Consider the following 17037-nt stretch of genomic DNA (forward strand, 5'->3'; position numbering starts at 1 on the left):
GCACATCTCTGTATGGTTACAGCTTTCATACATGCCTACAGAATATGAGATCCAGCGGTTTATGCTAGAGCAAGCCTATAAGCCGCTGACATTAGAAGAGCTAATCTCAGCTTTTGAGATTAATGAAGAAGGGAAAGATGCCTTCATTCAACTGCTTAAGGGGTTGGAAACAGAAGGAAAGATTGTTCGCACTCGAACAAAAAGATATGGAGTACCTGAGCGTTTTAACTTAATCCGGGGGACATTACAAGGGAGTTCCAAGGGATTCGGCTTTGTGATTCCTGATCAACCCAATAGCCAAGACATCTTTATCCACCTCAATCATTTAAATGGAGCGATTGATGGGGATCTGGTATTGGCTCGGATTCATACGAAGAAAAAAGAAGACCGCCGTCCTGAAGGTGAAATTGTTCGTGTGCTCAAACGGGGACGACAGAAAATCGTTGGCGTTTTCTCAAGTTTATCCAGTCATTTTGGCTTCGTGATTCCTGATGATAAGCGGATTACAGCAGATATTTTTATTTCCCCTGAACATCAGATGAATGCACGTGATGGTCAGAAAGTGGTTGTCAAGTTACACCAACTGACGGGACGACATAGCGCAGAAGGTGAGATTGTTGAAGTCCTTGGTCATAAAGATGACCCAGGTGTTGATATTGTCTCTATTATTCGTAAACATGGACTACCAGAGTCATTTCCTGAAGCAGTCGAAGAAGAGGCTTCAGCGGTTCCAGATGAAATCCATGAAGATGAAATCAAGGATCGACGTGATTTACGTGAACGAACTATGGTGACCATCGATGGTGAGGATGCGAAGGATCTAGACGATGCGGTATCAGTGGAACAACTAGAGAATGGGAATATTCGTCTCGGTGTACATATCGCTGATGTCAGCTATTATGTCAAAGAAGGTTCAGCATTGGACCGTGAAGCATATGAACGGGGCTGTAGTGTTTATCTGGTCGATCGTGTAATCCCGATGCTACCTAAACGTTTATCTAACGGAATTTGTAGCTTAAATCCCCAGGTGGATCGGCTAACCATGACCTGCGATATGGTGATCGACCCACAAGGAAATGTTGTGGATCATGATATCTATCCCAGTGTCATTCGAACCAATGAGCGAATGACCTACTCGGATGTGAAAAAAATTGTTGTTGATGAAGATCCCGAGTTAATCGCTAAATATCAACCCTTGGTAGAAGACTTTCGTTTAATGGCAAAGTTAGCGCAAATTCTTCGCAAAAAACGAATTCATCGAGGAGCCGTTGATTTTAACTTTCCAGAAGCGAAGATTGTGGTAGACGAACGAGGAAGACCCGTTGATATCGTACAACGACCCCGGACGGTTGCCGAACAGCTGATCGAAGAATTCATGTTGGCGGCCAATGAGACGGTTGCGGAACACTTTTTCCGGCTCGAAGTCCCATTTGTTTACCGGATTCACGAAAATCCAGATGTGGAGAGATTACAATCCTTCTATGAGTTTGTGACCAGTTTCGGTTACTCCATCAAAGGACGTCCAGATCGGGTTAAACCACAAGCTCTGCAACGTTTATTAGAAAAAATCGATGGAACTCCTGAGGCTCATGTGATCAGCACTGTGATGCTCCGCTCGATGAAACAGGCCAAATATGCGGCTGAATGCGTGGGACACTTTGGGTTAGCAGCTACGTTTTACTCTCACTTTACGTCACCCATCCGCCGCTATCCAGATTTGTTGATTCACCGGATTATTCGAGAGGTGATCACGAAAGGGAGCTTGACCGTAGAACGAATTGATCAGTTAAATGCCTATCTCCCAGATGCGGCCCAACAATCTTCGATCCGAGAACGGGTTGCTGTCGATGCTGAACGTGAGACCAATGCCTTAAAACAAGCTGAATTTATGATGGATAAGATTGGTGAGGAGTACGAAGGGATCATCAGTAGTGTCACTTCTTTTGGTCTATTCGTGGAACTCCCCAATACCATTGAAGGTTTGATACATGTTAGCTTTATGACAGATGACTATTACCATTTCCATGAGCAATCCTATTCTTTGGTTGGTGAACGCACAGGACGTGTTTACCGGATCGGCGACCCTGTTCGCATCAAAGTGAGTGGTGTGAATATTGAAGAACGAAAGATCGACTTTGAACTACTTGAACACTTAGCTGAGCATAGTTTTGAACCCGTGAAAAAACGAAAAGGTAAAAATAAAACAGGGACCCGAAAAGGAAAAGCGCCTGAGAAAAAAGGAAAAGCTCCGGAAAGAAAAAGAACAAGTAAAAAGTCAGTAGTGGGTAAAGACCAACCCCCTAAAAACAGTGTGAGTCGCCCTAAAGGAAAGAAAAAGAAGAAGGTTAAAAAGAAATAGTTCCAGATGTAATTTCTGCTCTATGAGATCTAAAAGGTCATCCCTCATGAGATGACCTTTGTTTATTGAAACATCGTTTTTAACTTGCTTGGTTTTCTGTATGTACTTCTTGAGCCTTCTCTAGTTTGCTGTGGATCTTGTCAATCCGCCCATTAAAGAAAGTCTCTACTAAACAAAATAGAATCATGGAGCCTGTCAATGGAATAAACCAATCCACATCATTAGCGAAAACGTAAAGTCCCCCAGAAATCAGTAAACTTAACAACACATATAAAATGCACTTCACCCCTAATAGGTTCCATGATGGCTTTTTAGTCTGAACCCATCGCTCAATCAAGAAAGTAGATATGAATCCCCAAACAAAAAACAGGGGTACAGAAAGGACTAACATGACGATTGCAATAGGTGTTCCAATCGTCATATGTGTAGAGGGCGCTTCCCATAGATATTCCAACTTACTAAATTGAATCGTATAAAGAATGGCAAATGCGATTCCAGCTATTCCTGCTGTGATTGATTTCCCTATGAAATGTCCAAAAAACTTGAAAATCATGTTTTTTCTCCACTCCTTTTTCAAATCAGATAGAAAAAGTAATTATAAATTACATTATACTTGAAATTGGACAACGAACTCTATCAAGTTCGTCTATTGCTTTCAATGTCCATAAGTTGACAAATAGTCTAACAAATTGATATAATATATTCTGCAACTTTCTAGGGATCGTGGTGAAAACGATGAGTAACAAAGGTACAAAAGTGATTGCACGCAATAGAAAAGCAACCCATGATTACCATATTGAAGAGACTTTCGAAGCTGGGATCGTGCTCACAGGCACAGAGATTAAGTCGATCCGTCAGGGAAAAGTGAACCTTCAAGATAGCTACGCTCGAATTGATCGTGGTGAACTATTTATTGTAGGGATGCACATTAGTCCATTTGAGCAAGGGAATCGTTATAATGTAGACCCAACCCGAACCCGTAAACTACTCATGCGCAAAAAGGAAATCGATAAACTCTTGGGAGTTACTAAAGTGAAAGGACTTACCCTTATTCCCCTTGACCTCCATTTGAGAAATGGCTTTGCCAAAGTCCAACTCGCACTGGGTCGTGGGAAAAAAATGTATGACAAACGGGCCACATCAGCCAAAAGAGATGCTGACCGAATGATCCAACGCAAATTGAAGGAACAAAATGCATAACCCATGATTGTTATTGAAAAATGACATGTTTTGTGTTACACTTAATATCCAGCAGATGACTGCTGATCTTATTCACTTTTGAATCTCGGGGGCGTTTTTGGGATTCGACGGGGATAGATCGAGCGTCAGTAGCGAGCCGAGGGGTTGCGTTTCTCGTTAAACACGCAAAACGCCAAAAAAGTAACTGGCAAACAAGATAATTTTGCTCTAGCTGCCTAATAGTGTAGCTAGGATCCACTTCTCCATCGCCTATGTGGAGTCGCTGGGTCTCACTCATCAGTAGGCTAGCAACCTCGGGCGCCACCCTCGAGGAAGCGAAATTAAGCGTGGCTGGTCTTTAAAGTCGCCTGTCACTGGGCAATTTTGAAGACGAGATTCTAAACAGTGACTGCGCTCGGAGAATCTGTCGTGGCGATATCTTCGGACAGCGGTTCGACTCCGCTCGCCTCCACCAAACTCATAATTTCGTTCATCACCACCCTTTGTACTTAACAAAGGGTGGTTTTTTATTTTGAAATCAAACACTCGCTTGACTTTAAAAATGGCCCATTATATAATATTTCATGTCAATTAAAAATATGCTGGTGTAGCTCAGCTGGTAGAGCACTTCACTCGTAATGAAGGGGTCGCAGGTTCGAGTCCTGTCTCCAGCACCAGAGTAAGCCCTTGAGGAATCAAGGGCTTTTTTGTTTTTTGCAGGGGGGAGTGGGGATTTGCAAACATAACCTCGGAAAGTGGACAGGTTCTGACTGTGGTACAGAATATGACAGGGACATTAACGCTACTACTAACATCTTACAAGAAGGTATAAGACTTCTTACCGTTAGAATGACGAGATAATCTTGGTTAATTAGAAACTAGTAGGTTTTTTTACTCCAGGAATCCCCCACCTCTTAGCGTTAGTGGTGACGGGAGTGTTCAAGAAACAGTTAAAGATCAGAAAATATGTATTATCACTGAAGCGGACGATGAAAAAACGATATTATAGTATGTTTATACTAAGTATTGATAATAGTATGATGTGCCATTTTTGGTACACCGTATTTGTTATAATTATTAAAAAATTGAGAGTGAGAAAAAAATACATAATCTCTTGACATATCAACAATTACCCCAATATAGGTAATATTATATAAAAGGGGGGAGAAACTTAATATATAAAGGTGTTCTTTTTTATCATTTTGAAATCAAGATGACTTTTGGTTATTTGAAAAAGGTTTTAAGGTTAAATAAGCCTGGTTAATATAGACTGAATGATATCTATTTCGCTACTAATTCCGCATCATATTTAGATTATTTGATATTATTTTAACTCTATAATGAATATTTTATAGATCAGTTTCAGAAGTAGCAGGATAAAAAAGAAATGTATTGAAAATATAGAAAAGGTATCTATGTTTCCTTGAGAGATTTTAGCTATAAGGTAAATGATTTTAAATAAGCTGATCATGCAATTGGAGGATTGTAATGAAGCTGTTTGAGGTTATTCCAGATCGTTTTTTTTCCATATTAGCCAATCAAAATAGACAGCTCTATGCAGAAGCGTTGTTACTTCTCTATGATGAATACCAAAGATATAAATTTGGCATTCGCTATGATGTCATACGAGATTTATTTCAAGAACTCATTGAAACACATGAAGAACTAGGGATGATCTATGAAGAGGAGGCAAGTCAGGAATCATTGATGGAAGATAGTGAATTAGATGTAGATCGATATCGATCTAAGGCTGGTATATTACTACGTAGATTACGCAATCAAGGATGGATTGACATTGAACAACGTGAAAACTTCCTTCAATACATTGTATTACCTCACTATTCCAGTCGTATCCTAGCTGTTTTAAAAGATTTGTGTGAAGTGCGTACAGTAGAATATCAGCGGTTTGCCTTTTCTACATACCAATTGCTTACTGGTGATGAAGCAAAAAATCGACCTTGTTTTGCTCTCTTAGAAGCCGAAAAGATGAACCAGCAATTTTTAGAAGAGTTGCGTGTTCTCATCAATAATATGAAACATCACATGGGACAAGTCATAAGTAAAAATACTATTCAAGATGTACTGAGTCATCATTTTGATGAATATAAAGCTAAAATTGTGGATCGTAGTTATCATCGATTAAAAACATCTGATCATGTGGCTAGATATCGATCTAGAATCCAAGATAGAGTGCAAAAGTGGCTACTGGATAAAGACTTATTAGAAGAAACTATTATGGATGGTTTAAGAAATGAAATCTTTCCTTCCCGTGAGGAAGCAGAAAAGCAGATTCGAAAGGCCTTACACGGAATTGAGGAAGTATATCGCGATCTAGATGAAATGTTTTATCAAATTGATTTGCGCCATAATCAGTATTTACGAGCCTCCTTTGATCGAGCACGTTATTTGAGTCAACATAGTTATGGAATCAATCAGCAATTGGTACAAGCTTTAGAATGTGTGTCGAAAATAGATGATGAAAAATCTATTATATCATTATCAAGTGTGGTTCGAATGATCCATATCAATCAATTAAACGAACAATCATTGTTAACACCGCGAACTAAACGGCCTACCCATAGCCCCACTGAACATGTAGTCATTCCAATTTCTGAAGAGTTAAAACAGAAACTTCGTCAGCAAAATATATTAAAAATGGAGAAGAGTATTACTCGTGGAAAGATCCGAGAACATGTACTTTCCAAACTAGGAGACCGAAATGAAATGGGGATAGTTGAATTGGCTCCACAAACAGTAGAAGAATTTCTTTATCTGGCTTATACATACCTTTACGGATACGATGGTCTATGTGGATTTCGTCTAGTTCGTGGAAAAGAGAATCAAATTTTACAAATTAATCACTATCAATTCCATGATCGTCTTATCGTTCGAGTATAAGAAAGGGAGGATAATGTGTGTTTGGGGCGATTAGTGAGCAAGAACAAGAGCGGTTAAAAGACATTATTAATCAGCTACTATCTGTTAATTTCTTGTTAAAAGAGCTTGATCGAGAACATTTTTTTACGGTTCGCCGCTATCAAGAATTTCTAACAAACTACTTCCGTTTTTTAGGTTGGGATTTAGTGTTAGATGAAAGACATGAGTGTGTTTTTTTAAACTCTCCAAAAATAGAGCATCGTCGTCGACTATCACGTGAGGAAAGTATTTGGTTACTTGTCCTTCGCCTTATTTATCAGGAGAAAAGGCAAGGATTATCATTAAGTGAATTTCCAGTTACTAACTTGTATGAAATTCGGACGAAATACCAAACTTTCCAATTGGAATTTGTAAAAAGAACTCAGCTTAAACATCTAATTTCACTTTGCAGAAAGTATAACCTCATCGACATATTGGACAGTGATATGAAGTCAGATGATTGCAGGATAGTGTTATATCATACATTTCTACATGTTATTGAAACAGAACAACTTAAAGTATTAAGTGAAAAGATCAAGCGTTATAGTAGTGAAAAGGAGGACGTGGATCATGAAGTGGCTCAAGAAGTTGAAGTTGATTAATTGGCACTATTTTCAAGAGGAAACTCTTGAATTTGGTCGTCAGACATTAATATCAGGACGTAATGCTGCGGGAAAATCAACGATCATTGATGCTCTACAAGTATTACTCATTTCTGATCGAAGAAAAATTCGGTTCAATCCTGCAGCTCATGAGAATGCTAAGCGAACATTGTTGACTTATCTCCGTGGAAAAAAGGGTACAGATGAGCAAACATTTGTACGTGAAGGTGAATTTACGTCCTATATAGTAGCAGAATTTCGAGATGAGAGAAAAAGAGAGCCATTTGTTATAGGTCTTGTTATTGATGTTTATCATGATGACCAGTATGAGGAAGAATTTTTTATGATACCAAATGTAGATATCAAGAGTATAGAATTTACTAATTCTTCAATGAAGTTACGTAATCGGGAAGAATTCCGTCGCTATTGCACTAATATGAGTAGTAAGGTCAAGTTTGAACGCAATAAGGAAAGTTATCAAAAGATGTTACTTAACCGTATGGGACAGGTACATGACCGCTTTTCTTCTGTTCTAACAAAAGCCCTTTCTTTTAAGCCTATTCATAATATCAGAGAATTTGTTTATGACTATATTTTAGATAAACGTGAGCTACAATTGAATTTATTAAAACAAAATTTCGATATTTACCAACAATATCAGCGTGAATTAAATGATTTGCAAGAGAGACAACAATTACTTGGAGAAATTCAAGAGAAATACGAACAATATGCAAAGTTGAGAGAAACCGTAACTATACAAGATTATATCGTTCGCCGCTCAAAGCATAAGGAACAAGTTGAAACGAAGGAACAATTAGAAAGTGATATAGACTCTTTTCAAAAGAATTTAATTAGCACAGAAAGCGAGATTAGCTTAACGGAACAGCAACAGGTAGAGGTAGATAGTCAAGTCGTAAAAGCCTATCAAAAATGGCAGAGCCATGAGATCAAGGCAAGACAAGAGGAACTAAAAAAGCAGATTCATATATTAAAACAGGAGATTGAGCAAAAAAGGAAGACCTATGAGACGCTGCGAGAACAACTTTTAAATGAATGGAGATTAATAAATGAGCTAATTAAGTTGAAAGATGGGGATTATTGGAAGTGGGAAGGGGATGATCAGAGTCAACTGAGTCATGCTTCCAAGATTCTATGTAAATTATTAGAGGAAAGTTATAATATAGAAGTCAATTTGGATTTAGTCAAATCTGAATTTGTAGGGATCGGTGAATATCTATCAAGTTTAAATACTCGTATTACAAAAGCCATTGGACAAGTAGAAGATGAACTTGGCAAGCTAAGTGAGCGAAAAAACGGACTGAATGTTCAGATTTATGACCTTGAAAATAAAAAGAGACCTTATCCAGAATCTATTCAGAGATTGAAAACACTTTTAGAGAAACGATTAGCAGGAAAATCCCCTGTCTGGATTTTTTGTGAGGAAATGGAACTTATCGATGAACATTGGCGCAATGCTATAGAAGGTTATTTGAACAGACAACGCTTCGACCTATTAGTAAAGCCAGAAGTATTTACAGAAGCACTGTCTATTTACGAACAAGAGAAGTGGAAGCATCATCTAGAGGGGATCGGTCTAGTAGATACAGACAAAGAACAGAAGTACCAAAATACTGCAAAGCCTAGTTCACTTGCTGAAGAATTAGAAACAAATAATCCTATTATCCAAGCGAGGATTGAACATTTGCTTGGTCAAGTTATGAAAGTACAAAGTGAGAAGGAATTAAGACAACACCATACATCCATTACATCAACTTGTATGTCCTATAAAAATTTAGTTGCTAAACAAATTCGGAAAAAGGATTATGAAACTCCATTTATTGGATCACAGGCAATTGTAAGACAATTAGAGATGAAGCGAATAGAACTAGCTGAAATTGATAAGCGAATTAGCCAGTTGAAGAAAAAGTATCACCTATTGAGCAGATGGCAAGATCGATTAGAAGAGAAAAAATCATACTATCATAAAATAGTCGATTATTTGGCTTTGCCAGTTGAAATTCCTCGTATAGAAAAAGAGTTAGATCAGAAGACAGAAGAACTAGAAAGGTTAGATATGAGTGAAGTTGATCAATTTAAGGATGAATACTATAAGTGGAAGGAGCATCAGGATGAACTAAAGAAACACTGTGATGATCTCAAGAAAAATAGAACAGTATGTGAAGTCGAATTGAATGGGAAAAAGGAGGAATTGCATAAGAACCAACCTTATTTATTGCAAATGGAAGAATTTATAAATGATTGGAAGTATAAATATAGTCATTTGTTATCCAAAGCTGAAGAGAGATGGAAGCAAGTAGAGATGGAAGATACCTCCACTGCTACAAAGATTACAAATTGGACTGGTAGCCACTCCCGTTATAGTACACAACGTGAGGGAAGATTAAAAGAATTAACGCAGCTTAGACATGTGTATAATTTACGTTATACACATGATGGGGTAATTGAAGCAGAAGATAATAGTGGATATGAATCGTTATTAGAAAAAATTAAATTAGTGGATATTCCTAAGTATCAAAAATCTTTGTCCGAAGCTTTACGGCAAACAGAAGAGGAATTTCAATCCCATTTTATTTATAAACTAAGGGAAGCTATCGAGTTAGCAAAACGAGAGTTTACAGAGTTGAACTATGCTCTTAAGAATTTTCCATTTCATCAGGATCAATATCAATTTAAAGTTGGGGCAAGCGAGAAGTATAAAAAGTTCTATGATGTTATTATGGACCCACAAACAATTGAACGAGGCTCATTGTTTGATTTACCAGATGATGACAAAGTTGACACATTGAATGAGTTGTTTGAAAAACTGATTCATGGAGAAGTTGGGGATCAAGAAGAATTTACTGATTATAGAAGGTATTTAGACTTCGATATTATTGTTATTTCTCATGGTGAACGTACTTCATTTTCGAAGGTTTTACGTGAAAAATCAGGTGGAGAAACACAGACCCCATTTTATATAGCCATCTTAGCATCATTTAATCACTTGTATTCAGATAGAACTATGCGATTAGTTATTTTTGATGAAGCATTTAACAAAATGGATGAAGAGCGAATCCAACAAACGCTTCGCTTAATTAAACAAATGAATTTACAGTTAATCGCAGCTGTACCTGATGAAAAAATGGCTCATATGGCCCCAGAAGTTAGTACAACGATTGTAGTACATCGTCAAGAATTTACTTGTTTTGTAGATATACTCGGTTATCTCGAAAGTATAGATGGAATAGGGGATATAGGAGAAGGAGAACATGAAGAAGAATACATATCAGTACAAAATTCTCTCTTTGCTGCTGAGTAAGTATGAACGTAGTCAAACAACCCGTAAAGGTGTAGCTAGTAAACAAAGGCCACAATTTAATATTAAAAATAGTCTTATCACAGATGATTACTTCGATGAAATGGATTTTAGAAAACGTGAGTCGATTCATTTGGCTTTACAACAGTTAGTAATAGAAAATGTGGTGGAGGTAGTATGGGAGAAGTTTCAGGAAGGAAGGAAAGTTCATAAGGTTTATTTGAACCTGGACGGATTGGAAACAGCTTATCAGCTAGCAGGAATTACTCCAAAGAACGAAAAAATTTTACAGTTAAGAAAAATATTGCTACCTCTTAAGACTCACCCTTGGGAATGGGTGAGAAATTGGTTTATGGACACTATGGAAGTATTAGAACAATATAAGAATGTAGTAGGAGTTAATCTCGAAGACCAAGATACGAATCTAGATTTGATTCAGGTTTTATTGGGATTGCCTAATATTAAGGGAGTTATCCAGAAAAGGTTATTCAGTCAATTAGTTTTGCATGATTCTAAACGATTTGAGCAAGTGATTGAAAAACGATTGTTGTCTATTTATAAACGGTATGGAGAAGTAGAGTTTGAGAAGGATGAGGAATATTTAGATAGCCTTGGAATCGTGGAACATCCGAAACAAGCATTAGTTGCTGGACTGATCGAATTTGTAATAAATGATGTTGTGACTAATGTAGAAAGTCTACCTGGTGGAGTAGGGCTTTCGAGTAAAACCATAGAACAGCTAGTAATAAAAAATATTACTGCTGGCAGAATAATCTGTGTCGAAAATCTAACGAGTTACTATCAAATGATTCAATTCCTATATTCAAATCATATTAAGAACGAAGATAATCTTGAAACTACATTAGTCATATATACAGGTGGCTTTCCGCATCGTACTTTACAAACACTGTTGTCTAAAATTGTTACTTTCTTATCTGATTTATGTACTGATCAACTACCTAGAGTCTATCACTGGGGAGATATTGACTATGGTGGTATTCGAATTTTTGAGTATATAAAACAGAATTTTTTTGATCAGTTACTACCTTATAAAATGGATGTAACTACTTATGAAAGCTATGCAGAACGCGGTATTACATTTAATGATGCCTATGCAAGAAAGTTAGAAGGACTACTGCAAGATACTAAGTATATAATTTGGCATCCTGTTATAAAAAAGATGTTGTTATATAAAAAAAGAGTGGAGCAGGAGAGTATACACTTAGGATTAAATGAGATTAATAATTCTATTTCAACTTCATCAAAACAATAAACAAATTAGATATAAGAGGGTGATCACATGCTTGCATGGCAATACGATGAAATTATGGCTCATCCACAAATCCCTTAGTTCTTTCTGATAAAACAAAAAACCTAGGCAACATGCCTAGGTTTTTTGCGAACACTTGTCCTTGTAATGGTCTAAACAGCGTTAGTTCCCCTACCACACTGCTTAGAGCTGGTCACTTAATTAGTGACATAGTTAATTATACAATCAGAAAACTAACAGTTTCAACTATTGAAATCAGTGCCTTTGTAGATAAAGTAAATATTAAAGATGAAGGTAATTATGAAAGATCCCTGAATCTAAGTACTACTTACTCTTCTCGCTTTGAGTGGCTCTAAATTCTGCAATAAATTGATCAATATTTGCAATACCGTTGTCTGGAATCACTACTTTTTCTAGTTCCTCATCAGTCATTCCACCTTCTTTAAGCATTCGTTTTAACATCTCTTTATCTACTTTAACTTTACCTTCATCGATTTCTTTATTAATTTCTTCCAATTGTTCTTTTGCTCTTTTTTCTTCTTCTGATATACCTATTTCAGAACATCCTGAGAACAATACACTAGTTGTCAATATGAATAATTAAATTTTGTTATAGATAGGTTTTCTTAACAATTTGTTTCTGATTACTTGAGGAGACGAAAGTAGTAAAGTAACTTTAACGTTAAGGGGAATTGAACAGATTGAAAATCCTATTACTAAAATGGTATCTCTAGATATAGGGTGAAAACTGTTACTCTCTGGGAGTGTTTCTACTTTTTCGAGTGTATATAAACTGATGAATGGTCAATCAATTTATTTTCTTGATATTCGGATGAAGAGAATTGTTCTTCATCTGAATTCGTTTTAAGGTGAGAAGCTTACTTAGACCATTTATTTAGTTGATATCGGAAAACTCAATCTCTTACAACTTTATCTCTCTCTTTCACTAAGAAAAGAAATAGAACTGGTAAAACCACGATGGTTCCAATCCCACTCCATAAAAGATCTGCACCACTTACAACTTGCTCACTAAGTAATCGGTAAAATGTATATGTCGAATAGGGGAACACCAACAAGACTGAGGTAATTACACCAGGAGTATATTTTCTCAGATACAAGGCTTGCCCTAAGTGTGTAAATACATGTGCAAAAAAGATCATCAAGAACATCAAGAATAGATAATAAAAGGAGAAAACAACTGCTAACACAGTTGCAATCGTGATCGCAAGAAAAATCCAAAAGACATCATTGGCAAATTGAACGGTTGTCATCTTAAAACTACTATATAAATACTTGCGGGCTGATTCAGGTAAAAGAGTCAGCACTTTTTCTTTGTTGTGTTGAACCCATTTCTCCACCGTAAGGATTTCCTCGAAATCATGGAACATAAACACAATAGGAAACAGCCATAGAACACTTATGATGTGAAGATGAGCATTTAACCATTCCAAGACCATCTTAAACACCTTCTCCCGTATGATTGAGAAATCCATTTAATAAGACCTCAGCCACTTGCTTTCCTACACTCAAGAATGGGCGATTTACCAAGAAAATAAAGGCTATTCAGGATTAACAACTATCGAAAAATACATTATTGATATCAAATCCATACATAGTGCTGATACCTTTCTCGATTTATAAAATTTGTGTCGTTGGATCAGATGGTATTTGCCAGAGTGAAGTGCTCATTGATTGGATTAGTCGAAACATTAAAGATGAAGAATATAGAAGTCGGATGTTATCACAATTTTAATCTAAAATAGAAGGAATTAGAGATTAAAATCAAGCAAGAGTGGGCGGAGAGATATATAAGTGTTTTTTTAATTAAGAGAGATCAATAGATATAGAATTGTAATGATAAATACTCATATTCCCGCTAATTGAAATTATTAGTATTAAATTATATAATAAATATTGTCTTTTATTCAATGGTTTAGCTTAAAAACTGGGGAAACTTATGAATTTTAGTTAAGTATTAGAATGAAGATGTATATTCGTTCCTTATAATGACAAAAAACCCTTAAGACTTTTTTACAGAAAAGAGGAGCTGAAATAACTGCCTAAACAGTATAGTTAATCTTTGGGTTTAAGTATGACATGTGAACTCCATGACTGAAGATCTAGCTTTTGTCACTGGCTCTTCAGTTTTCTGCTTTTTATTGGAGAAGAAAGGGTTAGATAGATAAGATTGTCTATAAAAAACGAAGAGGTGAAGAGATTGCCAAAGTTTTTTCTGAATTTGAGTCTGATTTTTGCACTTTTACTTATATCTTTTGGACTTTCTGGATGTTCCTCTGTAGAAACCGAAACATCAGCTGAAGAAGTAAATGGGGAAACGCCAGATCAGATTGTTATTCGTTATGCAACAGCAGAGATTCAAAATAATACAGTTAGAAAGTTGAGCTTTCTCGTCCCGAAAGTTAAAGAGAAAAAAATAGAAAGCTTAAAAAAGGAGGGGGAATTTTTAGATCAATTTGGTCCAGAAAATAATAAACAACTCAATGAACAATATCGTCTATCTGAAGTGAGGTATAGTGAAACAGAATTTATATATGAATTGGTAAATGCAGAAGGTAAAAACGATAAGTCATATTACATGGTATCCAAAACAGCTGATGGTTGGAAGTTGGAAGGAATAGGGAGAGGTGATTATGAGTACTATGTATTATTTACGAAAAAAGATTTAGAACCTGTGATTCTTAAGGATTTTGAGGATGATCCTGTCTATCAAGACAGATTAGAAGAAGATTATGATACAGATAAGGAAACAGGAGATCAAGCTAGAGATAAACACAAAGCATACCATAGTCCTGTACAAGAAAAGATCAATGGTAAAATACCTTTGGATATAGCTGTAGAAGCTCTAGATGCAGAACTTAATGAAAACTATAAGGGATTATCTAGTTTGATTACAGACAACTATAAGAAATATATAACTGATCAAAATGCTGGTAACCTTTTTCGAGGTGATATCGATTGGAATAGTTCCGGAGGGGAATCTAAGTATTATGATATTTTGAAGTCAAGAGCAGAAAAAGAACTAGAAATTGAGGAAGCCCAAAAAAGTGAAGATAGCTATATCTATCAAATTTCACAGGGGCGTGTTAGTATAGTGACTGTTAGGAAAACCAAAGAAGGTTGGAAAGTAGATGTAACTACTGAGGAAGATAGAAAGAAGTTTGCCTATGTTCCAGGCGAAGAAAGTAAAATGAAAAAGATCCTTTACTACTAAATGAATCCAATTCTACAATAGAGAAATAAAAGTATGACAACATATAGATCGATGGCCTTCAAGATGAAGACGATTAGGTCCTATTCAAAAAAGAGATCACTCATGTGAGATAATCAAGAGTGATCTTTTTCATTTATATAAAGAAAGGTATGAAGAAAGATAGATGATTTTGAGTTGAAAAGATACCAACTTCTTGGGATTCAATCACGTTAGAGATATTTAGATTCTCTGATCAATACGATGAGACTTGTTATGATGGGTTTGATTTTACACTTACTTTTGATAAATTCAAAATATCGGAAGTAAAACACAATGAAGATGATTATTTAACCTTTCATCAACAGCCGGAGAGGCAAAGTTCATGTTCACTGATGTCAAAGAAATATTATATCGAGCATTTAACATTCAAAAGTTTCGGTATTGGAACCGCAAGCATTCATGTACATGGTATTGGTGTTACAGGCTTGATGAAGGGATTTGGATTGAACCCAGATTTTTTGATGAAAAAGTGAAGTTATTTGATAACTTTGATGTTTTGCGGTACGACGGAGAGTTATCAGAAGAATTTGGTGATCTCTTGAAGGTTCAAATCAAGCAAGAATGAGCAGAGAGGGATGTAGCTTTTTTAAAAAAAGCATAGCTAGTTAGTGGAAGTAAGGATTTACAGTAAACGAAATGATTAACTAGACCTGTTTGAATCATAGTATTCTTGAATCTATATAACCTTATATTAACTATTTAGAATAAAGGTGGTTAATTTGAAGACGAGGATCACTTGGATTGGGATTCTTATTCTCTTATGTACAGGCTGTAATATGGATACTTGGGATGTATATGATGAAGGCGATGTTATCAAAACCATTGATGGGGATACGGTAGAAGTGAAAACAAAGGGAGGGAGAAAATATACAGTCGATCTCGCACTGATTAGAACTCCTATTGTCGAAGATCCATTTGGAAAACAAGCCATCAAAGTTTTACAAGGATATGAAGATAAATGGTTTGATGTAGAGATCAGAGCAGAAAAGCAAGCAGATGGTACATATAAAGGGTTTGTAATAGACTTGATGGATAATCAAGCGAATCGCGATCTAGTGAAGGAAGGACTGGCCATTGTCAAAGTAGAAGGCAAAGGGCTTTGGTCTCAAATAGAGATTGATGAATATTTGGCTGCCCAAGAAGCTGCGAAAAAAAAGAAAAAGGGGATTTGGAGTATTGATGGTTATGTAAAGAATGATGAATTTGATACAGAATTGGCGAACAAGGTATTTGCCGAAAAGCTGGCAGAAGAGAAGAGAAAAAAGAGTTAGTAGCAACTCAAAAAGCACAAGCCCCACAAAAAGTAAAAGATTGGTTGGCAGGATTCCAAAAAGAGTTAAATGGCAAAGTTAGCTCAATCACATATGAAATCGGCAACAATAAAAAACTTGGAGATGATGATGGTTATATGGTGGTTGACGTATTCGTAGTTGAAGAATACTGGGCATCCATGACAGATAGTCAGAAGTTATCTTTTGTAACCGTTAATGGAACCAAAATACCAGAGGGAATCGAGAGTTTACAAGTTTTAGGGAAGTCAAGTTCAGTCATAGTATATTTCCGAAGTGATGAAATTCAAGATGTCTTAGCAAGAAAGAAAATATTGAATGACAAATGGTATTTAGAACGAGAAGACTATCCAAACAATAAGAAAAAGGATGATAACCGTAGAAAGAAAAAAGGATACGGGTATTGGCATCGATGATTAATTGTAATGAAGGGGGATTTGAAAATTTTAGAAAGTTGATTTATGTCCAATGTTAGTATGCTAAATCATTAACACCGTGCTAGAAGTATGGGGATAGATAAAGAAAGTATCTTATTGAGCATAAGTAATTCATTGAAAAAAATACACGAATATTATATAATATTCGTGGCGGAGGGGGACTGAGAATACTCAGAACTCCTCCACCGTTGGACGGAAGGTGCACCATGTAGGTGGCATCCCCGTCAGGTAGTCTAACCCTTCACCAGGCCTTTGTCAGAGAACTGTGTCGGGTTAGAAAAGTCTGTAGATCGCCCTCACGATTTGATCGAGGGTAATCTTTTTTGTTACATCAACAGTGAGGAATAAGAGTATCCCTTGAAAGAACCTTTTTAGGAATTTTTCAAGGGATACTCTTA

The 17037-nt window shown here is 36.3% G+C and carries 13 protein-coding genes, 1 tRNA gene and 1 other RNA gene; 12 read left to right on the forward strand and 3 right to left on the reverse strand.

The annotated features are described in order from the left end of the window. Nucleotides 1-31 precede the first annotated feature (31 nt). Nucleotides 32-2359: a ribonuclease R gene (rnr, locus tag EDD58_RS04825; protein WP_131923708.1), complete on the forward strand. Its 2328-nt coding sequence runs from the start codon at nucleotides 32-34 to the stop codon at nucleotides 2357-2359. Between the two features lie 79 nt (nucleotides 2360-2438). Here the strand turns inward: rnr and EDD58_RS04830 are convergent, their stop codons facing one another. Continuing rightward, nucleotides 2439-2912, reverse strand: coding sequence for a hypothetical protein (locus EDD58_RS04830; RefSeq protein ID WP_131923709.1), 474 nt, complete (start codon nucleotides 2910-2912; stop codon nucleotides 2439-2441). A 182-nt stretch (nucleotides 2913-3094) separates the two neighbouring features. Here EDD58_RS04830 and smpB point away from each other — a divergent pair, with 182 nt between their 5' ends. From smpB to EDD58_RS04865, 7 genes are all read left to right on the forward strand, one after another. Next, nucleotides 3095-3559 (forward strand): SsrA-binding protein SmpB, encoded by a 465-nt coding sequence (smpB, locus tag EDD58_RS04835; protein WP_131923710.1) that lies wholly within the window; start codon nucleotides 3095-3097, stop codon nucleotides 3557-3559. 87 nt (nucleotides 3560-3646) lie between these two features. Continuing rightward, nucleotides 3647-4013, forward strand: a transfer-messenger RNA (tmRNA) gene (gene ssrA, locus EDD58_RS04840). A gap of 126 nt (nucleotides 4014-4139) precedes the next feature. Next, a tRNA-Thr gene (locus EDD58_RS04845) sits at nucleotides 4140-4215 on the forward strand. Between the two features lie 811 nt (nucleotides 4216-5026). Then, nucleotides 5027-6436: a Wadjet anti-phage system protein JetA family protein gene (locus tag EDD58_RS04850; RefSeq protein ID WP_131923711.1), complete on the forward strand. Its 1410-nt coding sequence runs from the start codon at nucleotides 5027-5029 to the stop codon at nucleotides 6434-6436. A gap of 17 nt (nucleotides 6437-6453) precedes the next feature. Then, a complete protein-coding gene (locus EDD58_RS04855; RefSeq protein WP_131923712.1) occupies nucleotides 6454-7056 on the forward strand; it encodes a DUF4194 domain-containing protein in 603 nt (200 codons plus the stop codon). Beyond that, complete coding sequence (locus EDD58_RS04860; protein ID WP_131923713.1) at nucleotides 7025-10375, forward strand: ATP-binding protein; 3351 nt, start codon at nucleotides 7025-7027, stop codon at nucleotides 10373-10375. The genes EDD58_RS04855 and EDD58_RS04860 overlap by 32 nt, the downstream gene beginning before the upstream one ends. Next, nucleotides 10326-11645 (forward strand): Wadjet anti-phage system protein JetD domain-containing protein, encoded by a 1320-nt coding sequence (locus tag EDD58_RS04865; protein WP_131923714.1) that lies wholly within the window; start codon nucleotides 10326-10328, stop codon nucleotides 11643-11645. The genes EDD58_RS04860 and EDD58_RS04865 overlap by 50 nt, the downstream gene beginning before the upstream one ends. A 321-nt stretch (nucleotides 11646-11966) precedes the next feature. On the opposite strand, the gene EDD58_RS04870 is transcribed toward EDD58_RS04865, so the two are convergent. Continuing rightward, entirely contained in the window at nucleotides 11967-12233 is a 267-nt protein-coding gene (locus tag EDD58_RS04870; RefSeq protein ID WP_131923715.1) for a hypothetical protein, read from the reverse strand. Between the two features lie 323 nt (nucleotides 12234-12556). Next, nucleotides 12557-13099, reverse strand: coding sequence for an HXXEE domain-containing protein (locus EDD58_RS04875; protein ID WP_207903253.1), 543 nt, complete (start codon nucleotides 13097-13099; stop codon nucleotides 12557-12559). 782 nt (nucleotides 13100-13881) lie between these two features. Between EDD58_RS04875 and EDD58_RS04880 the strand changes: the two genes are divergently transcribed. From EDD58_RS04880 to EDD58_RS04895, 4 genes are all read left to right on the forward strand, one after another. Continuing rightward, nucleotides 13882-14874, forward strand: coding sequence for a hypothetical protein (locus tag EDD58_RS04880; protein WP_131923717.1), 993 nt, complete (start codon nucleotides 13882-13884; stop codon nucleotides 14872-14874). Nucleotides 14875-15235: 361 nt separating this feature from the next. Continuing rightward, nucleotides 15236-15478 (forward strand): hypothetical protein, encoded by a 243-nt coding sequence (locus tag EDD58_RS04885; RefSeq protein WP_131923718.1) that lies wholly within the window; start codon nucleotides 15236-15238, stop codon nucleotides 15476-15478. 154 nt (nucleotides 15479-15632) lie between these two features. Then, a complete protein-coding gene (locus tag EDD58_RS04890) occupies nucleotides 15633-16184 on the forward strand; it encodes a thermonuclease family protein (protein WP_131923719.1) in 552 nt (183 codons plus the stop codon). A 44-nt stretch (nucleotides 16185-16228) separates the two neighbouring features. Further along, complete coding sequence (locus EDD58_RS04895; protein WP_131923720.1) at nucleotides 16229-16618, forward strand: hypothetical protein; 390 nt, start codon at nucleotides 16229-16231, stop codon at nucleotides 16616-16618. The last annotated feature ends 419 nt before the right edge of the window (nucleotides 16619-17037 follow it).

It is taken from the genome of Hazenella coriacea (genome assembly GCF_004341825.1).
Lineage (GTDB): Bacteria > Bacillota > Bacilli > Thermoactinomycetales > Thermoactinomycetaceae > Hazenella > Hazenella coriacea.

What these genes read in the sequence shown, in the direction of transcription:
- EDD58_RS04830 (WP_131923709.1), bottom strand. Translation starts at nt 2,912, where the DNA reads ATGATTTTCAAGTTTTTTGGACATTTCATAGGGAAATCAATCACAGCA.
- EDD58_RS04865 (WP_131923714.1), top strand. Translation starts at nt 10,326, where the DNA reads ATGAAGAAGAATACATATCAGTACAAAATTCTCTCTTTGCTGCTGAGT.
- rnr (WP_131923708.1), top strand. Translation starts at nt 32, where the DNA reads ATGCCTACAGAATATGAGATCCAGCGGTTTATGCTAGAGCAAGCCTAT.
- smpB (WP_131923710.1), top strand. Translation starts at nt 3,095, where the DNA reads ATGAGTAACAAAGGTACAAAAGTGATTGCACGCAATAGAAAAGCAACC.
- EDD58_RS04885 (WP_131923718.1), top strand. Translation starts at nt 15,236, where the DNA reads ATGTTCACTGATGTCAAAGAAATATTATATCGAGCATTTAACATTCAA.
- EDD58_RS04860 (WP_131923713.1), top strand. Translation starts at nt 7,025, where the DNA reads ATGAAGTGGCTCAAGAAGTTGAAGTTGATTAATTGGCACTATTTTCAA.
- EDD58_RS04850 (WP_131923711.1), top strand. Translation starts at nt 5,027, where the DNA reads ATGAAGCTGTTTGAGGTTATTCCAGATCGTTTTTTTTCCATATTAGCC.
- EDD58_RS04875 (WP_207903253.1), bottom strand. Translation starts at nt 13,099, where the DNA reads ATGGTCTTGGAATGGTTAAATGCTCATCTTCACATCATAAGTGTTCTA.